Genomic DNA, 10,479 nt, shown 5'->3' with positions numbered 1-10,479 from the left:
GCGGACGACATCCCGCTGACCGCCTCCCTCCCGCGACTGACCGGCGTCGGTTCGGGAGTGGACTGGAAGCGCCTGGAGTCCGCGGCGCGTGCGGCGATGACCCGGGCCTACGTGCCCTACTCCTCGTTCCCCGTCGGGGCGGCCGCCATGGTCGAGGACGGCCGGATCGTCACCGGCTGCAACATCGAGAACGCCTCGCTCGGGCTGACCCTGTGTGCCGAGTGCTCCCTGGTGTCCCAGCTGCAGATGACCGGCGGAGGCCGGTTGGTGGCGTTCTACTGCGTCAACGGACAGGGTGAGGTCCTCATGCCCTGCGGCCGGTGCCGACAGCTGCTCTTCGAGTTCCACGCCCCGGGCATGCTGCTGATGGGCCCCGAGGGCGAGCTGACCATGGACCAGGTCCTGCCCTCGGCGTTCGGCCCCGCGGACATGGCGGACATGGCGGACCGCCGTGGGCGCCGTGCCTGATCCGGCCCCGTCGCCGACGTGACGGGACCGGGCCCGGACAGGGTCGTCACGTCCGGACGGGCACGTCCGGTCGGTACGCTGAGGCCGTGGAGGCAAGGGTGAGCGGCGGGGACCGCATCGAGTCGAACGTGCTGTCGATGGTGAGCCGGCTGAAGACCCCCGATGCCGCGGCGCCCCTGTCCCACCAGGTGGAGCACCGTCTGGCTGCCGGCATCGCCATCGGGCTGCTCCAGCAGGGCCAGCGGCTCCCGTCCGAGACCATCGTGGCCAGGATCTTCGGCGTCTCACCGGTGACCCTGCGGCAGGCGCTGGACCGGCTCCGGGCCCGCGGACTGGTGCGGACGCGCACGGGACGGCATGGGGGCACGGTCTTCACCCCGGACCCGCATCAACTCGACACCATGGCGCGGGAGGAACTGACGGCGATGTCCCTGGGGGACATCGCCGACCTGGGTGGGCAGGTCGCCACGGTCCTGGCCGCCTGTGCCCGGCGTGCGGCCGCCACCTGCGACGAGCACGAGATCGAGGCGCTGGGCGAGGCGGCCCGGGCGACGCTGGCCGTTGATCCCATGGGCGTGCGCAGGGCGCACATGCTCCTGGCCGTGAAACTCGCCTCCACCTCGCGCTCGGAGGGCCTGATGGAGATGGCGCTGCCCCTGGCCGGTGAGCTGCAGGCCCTGTCCTGGCACGGGCCCCAGTCTGCGGCGTTCGCCGAGCAGCTGTCCGCGACCTGCGGGGAACTGGTCGCGGCCATCGCGGCCGCCGACGTGACCCGCGCGCAGGAGATCACCCATCGGTACGCCGAGTCGCTGCGCTCCGCGCTGATGACCGCCCGGGCACGGCTCTACGCGGAGGCCGCCGCGACCGGGGACGGGGGTGTTCCCGGCATGACCCGTCGCCTCGAGGGCCTGCACCGACGCCTGGGGGCGGTGCGGGAGGCCCTGGACGGACTCGACCCCGCCGAGGCCACCGGGGAGTCCGGCCCTGGCGTGGTGGACCAGCTGCTGAGGACGGCCGCGGAGGAGGACGCGGAACTGGTGCGGGGAGCCGGGATCGCCTTCGCCCCCGGACTGTTGCGAGACCAGCCGCTGTGGCTGAACTGGTGGGACGGGGAGGAGCCCCGGGAACTCAGGTTCAAGGCCCACACGTTCAACGTCGCGGCACTGCGCTACTACGACTACACGCGGATGCCGTGGTTCCGGCAACCGCTGGCCCTCGGGCGTCTCTGCGCCTACGGCCCCTACCTCGACCAGGGGGGCATCGACCGGGTCACGGTGACCGTGGGCATACCGGTCTCGGGGACGGTCTTCCGGGGGAGCGTCATCGGGGCCGACCTGAGGATGGACGGCCTCGAGGCGGCCCTGTTCTCCGGCCGGGAGGCGGTGGACCCGCGTGCGGGTGCGGCCCTGGTCAACGCCGAGGGCAGGGTGATCGTCAGTTCGCTCCCGGGGGGTGTCCCCGGCACGCGCCTGCCGGTCGGGGAGGCGTTCACGCGGGAGCCGTTGAGGGGTGCGGACCCGGGGGTCGAGGCCCTGGGGTGGTCGGTGTGGAGGACGGCCGACTGAGCCGTGTCCCGGTGAGGCCGGCGGAGGAGGCTCCCGCCGGGGCGCCACGAGGAGACACGACGACGGGACGCCGGGGGCTTGTAACCCGATACTCCTATTGTTTATAGTGTAGTGACATGCATCACACCAGGAAGGTCTGCGACATGTCTCATCCCCACCTCTCCGTGCTTCGCGCCGAGAACGCCCAGGACATCGCGCTCCCGGAGCTCGGCCACGTGATCGGGGGCCGGGTCACGCAGGGTGACGCCGGTGGCTCCGCGGCGGTGATGGACCCGTCTCGTGGCACCCGGATCGGGAACATCGGCCTCGGATCCGCGGCGGACGTGGACGCAGCGGTCGCCGCCGCGCGCTCCGCACAGCCGGAGTGGGCGGCGCTGACCCCGCGCCGGCGCGCCGACCGGCTCCTGGCGCTGGCCCGTGCCCTGGCCGACGACGCCCAGGCCTTCCAGGCGCTCGAGTCCCTGAACTGCGGCAAGCCCGCGGAGGTCGCGGAGGACGACGTCGCCAGCGCCGTGGACACCCTCTCCTTCATGGCGGGCGCCGGGCGGACGGCGACCGCGCCGGCCCCGGATGAGTACGTCGAGGGAGTCACCTCGTTGATCCGGCGGGAGCCGGTCGGGGTGGTCGGGGCCATCACCCCGTGGAACTACCCGTTGCTCATGGCCGTCTGGAAGCTGGCGCCGGCGCTCATGGCCGGCAACGCCGTGGTGCTCAAGCCCAGTGAGATCACCCCCCTCACCCTGCTGCGCTTCGCCCAGCTCTCCGCCGGCATCCTCCCGCCCGGGGTCCTGAACGTGGTGCTGGGTGACGGGCCGGGGGTTGGGGAGGCGCTCAGTGGCCATCCGGGCGTGGACCTCGTGGCGCTCACCGGGAGCGTGCGGGCCGGGACCGCCGTGGCGCGCAACGCTGCGGGCACCCTGAAGAGGGTCCACCTGGAGCTCGGCGGCAAGGCGCCCGTGGTGATCCTGCCGGACGCCGACCTGGACCTCGCCGCCACCACGGTGGCGGAGGCCGGGTACTGGAATTCCGGGCAGGAGTGCGGCGCCGCGTGCCGGGTGCTGGTGCACTCCTCCATCGTGGAGGCCTTCGGTGAGCTGCTGGTCGGCAAGGTCTCCGAGTACGTCCTGGCCGAGCCGGGAGCCCCGACGCCGGCACGCTCCCTGGGGCCGATGATCTCCCAGGCGCATTTCGGCAGGGTCCGGCAGAAGATCGCCGAGGCCGTCGGGGAAGGGGCGGAGGTGCTGCTGGGCGGCGGCTCGGACGACTCCCGCGGGTACTGGGTCGAGCCGACGGTCCTGAAGGTCCCCCAGGGGGCGGCCGTCACCCGGGACGAGGTCTTCGGGCCGGTGGTCTCGATCGAGGAGTTCGACCACGAGGCGGAGGCCGTCTCCCGCGCCAACGACACGGACTACGGGCTGACGGCGTCCGTGTTCACCCGCGACCTCGCGGCGGGGATGTCCGTGATGGGTGCGCTCGACTTCGGCAGCGTCAACGTCAACACCCACCTGGCCCTGCCGACCGAGATGCCCTGGGGCGGCTTCAAGAGGAGCGGCTATGGCCGCGACCTGTCCGCCTACGCCCTGGACGACTTCAGCCGCACCAAGCACGTGGCGCTGAATGTCGCGCGCTGATCCCGGGCCGTCACCTGCCCCCGCCCTCACGCGGCGATCCCTCTCCCGACCATCCCCCGTCCCGTTCCGGACGGTTTCACCTCCCAGGAGCACTCATGAAGACCACCAGCACGGCGCTTCCCTCCGCCCGGCATCAGCAGCAATGGACCAACTGGGGCGGCAACCAGGTGTGCACGCCCGCGCTGACCGTCAGGCCGACCACGGAGGCCGAAGCCGTGGCCGCCGTCCGGCACGCCATCAAGGAGGGCCTCGGGGTCCGCGTGGCGGGATCCGGTCACTCCTTCACGCCCGTGGTGCAGACCGGGGGGATGCTGCTGGACCTGTCCGGCCTGCAGGGCATCACGGGCATCGACGCGTCGACCCGGCGCGTCCGTGCGCTCGGCGGGACGACCATCGACAGGTTCGGTGATCCGCTCTGGGAGCACGGCCTGGCCCTGGCCAACCAGGGGGACATCGACAAGCAGGCGATCGCCGGGGCCGTATCCACGGCGACGCACGGATCCGGCCTCGGGCTGGGGTCGTTCTCCTCGACGGTGCGGTGGATGCGGCTGCTGACCGGACAGGGCGAGATCGTCGAGATCGACGAGACGGATCCCGAGCGGCTGCACGCGGTCCAGGTCGCCGTGGGCACGGCGGGCGTCATCCTGGAGCTCGAGCTGCAGGCCGTGGAGGCCTACCACCTCCGGGAGCAGATCACCTACGAGACGACGGAGGAGCTCCTGGCGAACTGGGAGCGCAACCCCGCAGAGTCCCGGCACTTCTCGTTCCTGTGGTGCCAGGCCCCGGAATCCGCCGGCCTGTACGAACTGCCCACGCCGGAGGGGCTGGACATGGTCGGCCGCGCCTACACGAAGCGCTACTGGGCGGAGTCCCTCGACGAGTCGGACGGCCAGGCGCTGAGCTCCGAGGAGGGGCGGCGCCGCGACCGTTCCTACCGGATCTACCCCGGCGGGTTCATGCTGCCGTTCCACGAACTGGAGTACTACGTCGGGGTGGGCCGGGCGAAGGAGGCCTGGGTCGCCTTGAAGGACCTCATCGTGGAGGACTTCCCCGATCAGCACTATCCGATCGAGACCCGCTGGACCCGGGGTGACGAGGCCTTCATCTCACCGTTCCACGCCGAGGACAAGGTCAGCCTCTCGGTGTCCGGCGCGCCCGGGACCGATTACTGGCCCTACCTCCAGGCGGTGGACGCCCTGCTCGACGGCTTTGACGCGACGGTGCACTGGGGCAAGATCCACCTGCTGACCCGCGAGCGTGCCGAACGGCTGTTCCCCCGCCTGCCGGACTTCCTGGCCGTGCGCCGGGAACTCGACCCCCACGGGGTCTTCCTCAACGACCACACCCGGGCACTGTTCCAGTGAACGGCCACCCGGACCCCTCCAGAGCCTAAGGACCCCTGTCATGGAACTCGTCGGCAACATCGTCATCTGGATCATGATGGTCTTCGTCGTCATCGGCGCGGTGGGGGCCGTGCGGGACGACTCGAAGGGCATCGGCAAGGAATTCAAGGAGGGGCTGCACTCGATCGGCCCGATCTTCCTGCCCGTGGCCGGGATCATGGCCTCGGTCCCGTACCTGTCGCTCTTCGTCGAGTTCATCACCGGCAGGATCTTCGACGCCGTCGGGGCCGACCCGTCGATGGCGGCCGGTGCGCTGATCGCCGGGGACATGGGAGGCTACAACCTGGCCGCGGTGACGGCCGAGTCCCACGGCGCCTGGATCATGGCGGCGGCCACGGCGTTCATGTCCGGGTCCACCATCGTCTTCTCCATCCCCGTGGGGCTGGCCATGCTGCAGCGGGTCCACCACCGGTACCTGGCGCTGGGCGTCATGTCCGGGGTGCTGACCATTCCCCTGGGCGTGCTGGTGACGACGAGCATCCTGATCCTGACGAACACCAGCCTCCGCAGCGACGTCTCCACCTCCTCGCCCGCGGACACCCCCATGGACCTGGGCTGGGGACAGGTCCTGGCCAACCTCCTGCCCATCCTCGTCTTCGTGGTGGTGCTGGCGCTGCTGCTGCGCTTCGCGACGCGGTTCATGATCGCCGCGTTCCTGGTCTTCGGCCGGGTCCTGGACGCCGCGCTGAAGATCGTGCTCGCGCTCGTCATCGTCGAGTACTTCACCGGCGCGCTGTCCACGCTGTGGACCGGCTGGGGCTTCGATCCCATCATCGCGGACGAGGAGGACCAGTTCCGCGCCCTGGAGATCGCGGGGTACATCGGCATCATGCTGGCCGGTGCGTTCCCCCTGGTCTACGTCATCCGGACCACGCTGGCCCGTCCGCTCGAGGCCGTGGGCGGCCGCGTGGGGATCAGCAAGGAGGGGATCGCCGCCATCCTGGCGGCCGCCGCCAACATCCTGGCCATGTTCCGGCTGATCCCGGTGATGCCCCCGAAGGACCGCGTCATCGTCATCGCGTTCTCGGTCTGCGCGGCGTTCACGTTCGGCGACCACCTGGCGTTCATGGCGAACTTCCAGCCCAACATGGTCGTCCCCCTGACCATCGGCAAGCTCACGGCCGGGGTGGTCGCGATGCTGCTCGCCGTGTGGCTGGCGGTGCCCACGGTGCGGAAGATGCAGGACCAGGACCAGTCCGCGCACCAGGACCGGCACGAGCACCCGGACCAGGAGCAGGACGAGACCGTGGACCAGGACGCCCGGGAGGCGGCGGCCGGCACCACGGGGTCCCCGTCCGGGTCCACCGAGGCCCCGGTCCCGGCACGTCGCGAGGCGGCGGGGGAGGCCTGACGGCGAGCGGGAGGCGGCACTCAGGGGCCCGGCGGGCATGGACCGGGCCCCTGACGTGCCGCGATATCCTGAGGCGATGACCGACCCGTCTCCCGCCCCGACGCCCCACGAACCCTTCGACGCCGTCGAGGTCATCCGCGCCAAGCGCGACCGCCACACGCTGACCGGTGAACAGATCGACTGGGTGGTGGACGCCTACACCCGCGGGGTGGTGGCGCACGAGCAGATGTCCGCCCTGGCCATGGCCATCCTGCTCAACGGCATGGACCGCTCCGAGATCGCCCGGTGGACCGCCGCGATGATCGCCTCGGGCGAGCGCATGGACTTCTCCGGGCTGCGTGCGCCCGACGGCGGCGTGAAGCCGACCGCTGACAAGCACTCCACCGGAGGGGTGGGGGACAAGATCACGCTCCCGCTGGCCCCGCTGGTCGCCGTGTACGGCGTGGCGGTGCCCCAGTTGTCCGGCCGCGGCCTCGGCCACACCGGAGGCACCCTGGACAAGCTCGAGTCGATCCCCGGCTGGCGGGCCGACCTGACCAACCAGGCCATGATGGACCAGCTCCAGGACGTCGGCGCCGTCATCTGCGCGGCCGGCGCCGGCCTGGCCCCGGCGGACAAGAAGCTCTACGCCCTGCGGGACGTGACCGGCACCGTGGAGGCGATCCCGTTGATCGCCTCCTCGATCATGTCCAAGAAGATCGCCGAGGGCACCGGCACCCTCGTGCTCGACGTCAAGTGCGGCTCCGGCGCGTTCATGAAGGACGAGGCGCAGGCCCGGGAGCTGGCCCGCACCATGGTCGACCTGGGCCGGGACGCCGGTGTCACCACCACGGCGCTGCTGACGGACATGTCCACCCCGCTGGGACTGACCGCGGGCAATGCCATCGAGGTCGAGGAGTCCGTCGAGGTCCTGGCCGGGGGAGGACCGGCCGACGTCGTGGAACTGACCGTGGCGCTGGCCCGCGCCATGCTGGCCGGGGCCGGGGTCACCGGTGTGGACCCGGCCGAGGCGCTGGCCGACGGCCGGGCCATGGACGTCTGGCGGCGGATGATCGCCGCCCAGGGCGGGGACCCGGACGCGGCCCTGCCCCGGGCCCGGCAGTCCCACGTGCTCACCGCCCCGGAGCCGGGGGTGCTGACGCGCCTGGACGCCATGGCCGTGGGCCTGGCCGCGTGGCGCCTCGGGGCCGGACGCGCGCGCCGCGAGGACCCCGTCCAGGCCGGGGCCGGCGTGCGGATGCACGCCAAGCCCGGGGACACCGTGCAGGCCGGGCAGCCGCTGCTGACCCTGTTGACGGACACCCCGGAGCAGTTCGACCGGGCCCTGGCCGCGCTGGAGGGCGGCTTCGACATCGCCCCCGCGGGGTCCGGGGAGGCAGCGTCCTTCTCGCCGCGGCCGCTGCTCATCGACCGCATCGACTGAGGAACCGCGCCGATAGGCTGGAACCGTGCTGCAGCTGATCGAGGACATCGTCCTCCACGCCGCCGGCCAGTGGTGGGTGCTGCTTGCCGTCTACCTGCTGTGCACCATCGACGGCTTCTTCCCCGTCGTGCCCTCCGAGTCGGTCCTGGTGGCGCTGGCCTCGGTCTCCGGCCAGGAACAGACCGTGTCCCTGTGGTGGGTCTGGCTGGCCGGCGCCCTCGGGGCCATCACCGGGGACCAGATCGCCTACACCCTGGGCCGGCGGATCGGTGTCGACCGGTTCCGGTGGATGCGCACCCGTTCGGCCCGGCGGGCGGTCGGCTCGGCCCGCAGGGCCCTGGACGGTCACGGCGCCCTGGTCATCTGCACCGCCCGGTACATCCCCGGCGGCCGGGTCGCCGTGAACTACACCGCCGGGGCCACCGGGTACCCGAGGACGCGCTTCACCGTGCTGGACACCGTCGCCGCGGTGCTGTGGTCGGCCTATTCGATCGGCATCGCCCGGGCCACGGCCGGTTGGCTGGACAACACGCTGCTGCAGATCCTGGTCGCCCTGGTGGCGGCCGCCGTCGCCGGCTGGCTCCTCGACGTGCTCTTCAAGCGGGTGTACGCCCGGCTCGCCGGCCGGGGGCCGACGGTGCCTCCCGTAGACTCGCCCCGTGACTGACGCGATCGAATTCACCGCCCCCTCCCCGCTCGACATCGACCTGGCGGCCCTGCCCAAGATCAGCCTCCACGACCACCTGGACGGCGGCCTGCGCCCGGCCACCATCCTCGAGCTGGCCGCCTCGGCCGGGCACGCCCTGCCCGCCGACACCGCCGATGACCTGGCCCACTGGTTCGCGGAGTCCGCGAACTCGGGCACGCTGGAGCGCTACCTGGAGACCTTCGACCACACGATCGCCGTGATGCAGACCGCGGAGCACCTGCACCGCGTGGCCCGTGAGTTCGTCGAGGACCTCGTGGAGGACGGCGTCGTGTACGCCGAGGTCCGCTGGGCCCCCGAGCAGCACCTGGCGGGCGGGCTCACCCTGGACCAGGCGGTCGAGGCCGTGCAGGCGGGCCTCGACGAGGGCGTGGCCAACGCCGAGGACGCCGGTGCCACCATCCGGGTCGGCCAGCTCATCACCGCCATGCGCCAGAACGACCGCTCGATGGAGATCGCCGAGCTGGCCGTGCGCCACCGCCAGGCCGGGGCCGTCGGCTTCGACATCGCCGGACCGGAGACGGGTTTCCCCCCGGCCCGCTTCACCGAGGCCTTCACCTGGCTGGCCGCCCAGCACTTCCCGACCACCGTCCACGCCGGGGAGTCGGACGGCGTGGACTCCATCCGCGACGCCCTGCTCAACGGCCGGGCCCTGCGCCTGGGCCACGGCGTGCGGATCGCGGACGACATCACCGTGGAGTTCGACGCGGTGGACGAGGACGGGGAGCGGGTCGGCGCGGACTCCGCGCTCGTGGATCTCGGTGAGACGGCCGCGTGGGTGCGGGACCGGGGGATCGCCCTGGAGGTCTGCCCCTCGTCCAACCTGCAGACCGGCGCCGTGGAGGCCTACGGCGGGACCGTCTCCACGCACCCGATCGACATGCTCCACCAGCTGGGCTTCCGGGTGACCATCAACCCGGACAACCGGTTGATGAGCGGGGTGTCCCTCACCGACGAGCTCTACCTGCTGGCCGAGGTCTTCGGCTACTCGCTGGAGGAACTGCTGGACTTCCAGCTCAACGCCGCCGAGGCGGCCTTCCTGCCGCTCGAGGAGCGCGAGGTCCTGGCCGAGCTGCTCGTGGAGACCTGGGGGGAGGTCATCTCCACCGGGGCCACCTCCGAGGGCCCGGTGATCCTGGAGGCGTTCGTCGACGAGGACGGGGACGAGGGCCCCGGCGCGGACGACGACCGCGCGTGAGCGAGACCGTCGACCGGCTGGTCTGGGTGGTTGCCCGCCTCCGGGAGCACTGCCCCTGGACCCGCCGGCTGACGCACGACGCCCTGACCGAGTACCTCGTCGAGGAGGCCTATGAGGCCGTCGAGGTGATCGAGTCCGGGCCCGCCGGGGCCTGGGGAGCCGGCGCCGTGGCGGACGGCACCTACGAGCGGCTGCGGCTGGAGCTCGGGGACGTGCTGTTCCAGGTGGTCCTGCACGCCGCGATCGCCACGGACGCCGGGGGCTTCGACCTCGACGGCGCCGCCGAGGCCATCACCGCCAAGATGATCCGCCGCAACCCCCACGTCTTCCACGCCGACGGCCGGCTGCGGGACCCGGAGGACCTGGCCGCGGCCACGATCGCGGACATCGAGCGCACCTGGGAGCGGATCAAGCGCGCCGAGCGCGAGGCCGCCGGGGCCGGGCCGGCACCGCAGGGCACGACGCCGGCCCCCGCCGGGGCCTTCGCCGACCTCCCGGCCGCGCTGCGTGACCCCGAGATCGACCTGCCCAGCGGCATGGACGAGGCCGGCCTGCTGGAACACCTGCAAGGGCTGGCGGCCAAGAACGACGTGGCGGGCCCCAACTTCCTGGGCGGCGGCCCTAGGCGCCACTTCATGCCCGCCGTCACCGCCCACCTCGCCATGCAGAGCGAGTTCGTGACCTCCTACACGCCCTACCAGCCCGAGGTGGCGCAAGGACTCCTGCAGGCCACC

The 10,479-nt window shown here is 72.1% G+C and carries 9 protein-coding genes; all 9 read left to right on the top strand.

Annotated features, from left to right (window positions below; all coding sequences use genetic code 11):
- Positions 1–36 precede the first annotated feature (36 nt).
- The gene (locus tag Q0283_RS00850) at positions 37–468 is read left to right on the top strand and encodes a cytidine deaminase (protein ID WP_183528133.1); all 432 of its coding nucleotides are present in this window, start codon (positions 37–39) and stop codon (positions 466–468) included.
- An 86-nt stretch (positions 469–554) separates the two neighbouring features.
- The gene (locus Q0283_RS00845; protein ID WP_298042007.1) at positions 555–2,033 is read left to right on the top strand and encodes a GntR family transcriptional regulator; all 1,479 of its coding nucleotides are present in this window, start codon (positions 555–557) and stop codon (positions 2,031–2,033) included.
- Between the two features lie 143 nt (positions 2,034–2,176).
- Positions 2,177–3,664 (top strand): aldehyde dehydrogenase family protein, encoded by a 1,488-nt coding sequence (locus Q0283_RS00840; RefSeq protein ID WP_183523540.1) that lies wholly within the window; start codon positions 2,177–2,179, stop codon positions 3,662–3,664.
- A 95-nt stretch (positions 3,665–3,759) separates the two neighbouring features.
- Positions 3,760–5,028 carry a D-arabinono-1,4-lactone oxidase gene (locus Q0283_RS00835; RefSeq protein ID WP_183523542.1) on the top strand — a complete coding sequence of 423 codons (1,269 nt, stop codon included), beginning with the start codon at positions 3,760–3,762 and terminating at the stop codon, positions 5,026–5,028.
- Positions 5,029–5,068: 40 nt separating this feature from the next.
- Positions 5,069–6,418 (top strand): ethanolamine utilization protein EutH, encoded by a 1,350-nt coding sequence (locus Q0283_RS00830; protein ID WP_298042005.1) that lies wholly within the window; start codon positions 5,069–5,071, stop codon positions 6,416–6,418.
- A gap of 76 nt (positions 6,419–6,494) precedes the next feature.
- On the top strand, positions 6,495–7,841 hold the full coding sequence (locus tag Q0283_RS00825; protein ID WP_298042004.1) for a thymidine phosphorylase: 1,347 nt from the start codon (positions 6,495–6,497) through the stop codon (positions 7,839–7,841).
- A 25-nt stretch (positions 7,842–7,866) separates the two neighbouring features.
- The gene (locus Q0283_RS00820) at positions 7,867–8,508 is read left to right on the top strand and encodes a DedA family protein (RefSeq protein WP_183523548.1); all 642 of its coding nucleotides are present in this window, start codon (positions 7,867–7,869) and stop codon (positions 8,506–8,508) included.
- Positions 8,501–9,745, top strand: a complete 1,245-nt coding sequence (locus Q0283_RS00815; RefSeq protein ID WP_298042003.1) for an adenosine deaminase — start codon at positions 8,501–8,503, stop codon at positions 9,743–9,745. The genes Q0283_RS00820 and Q0283_RS00815 overlap by 8 nt, the downstream gene beginning before the upstream one ends.
- Positions 9,742–10,479 (top strand): MazG nucleotide pyrophosphohydrolase domain-containing protein (locus Q0283_RS00810; protein WP_298042002.1); only part of this gene is annotated, 738 nt, incomplete at its 3' end. The genes Q0283_RS00815 and Q0283_RS00810, both read left to right, overlap by 4 nt.

The organism is uncultured Citricoccus sp., assembly GCF_937871995.1.
Classification (GTDB): domain Bacteria; phylum Actinomycetota; class Actinomycetes; order Actinomycetales; family Micrococcaceae; genus Citricoccus.
The sequence above is the reverse complement of the archived record's forward strand: the minus strand, read 5'-3'. Positions and strand labels throughout refer to the sequence as shown.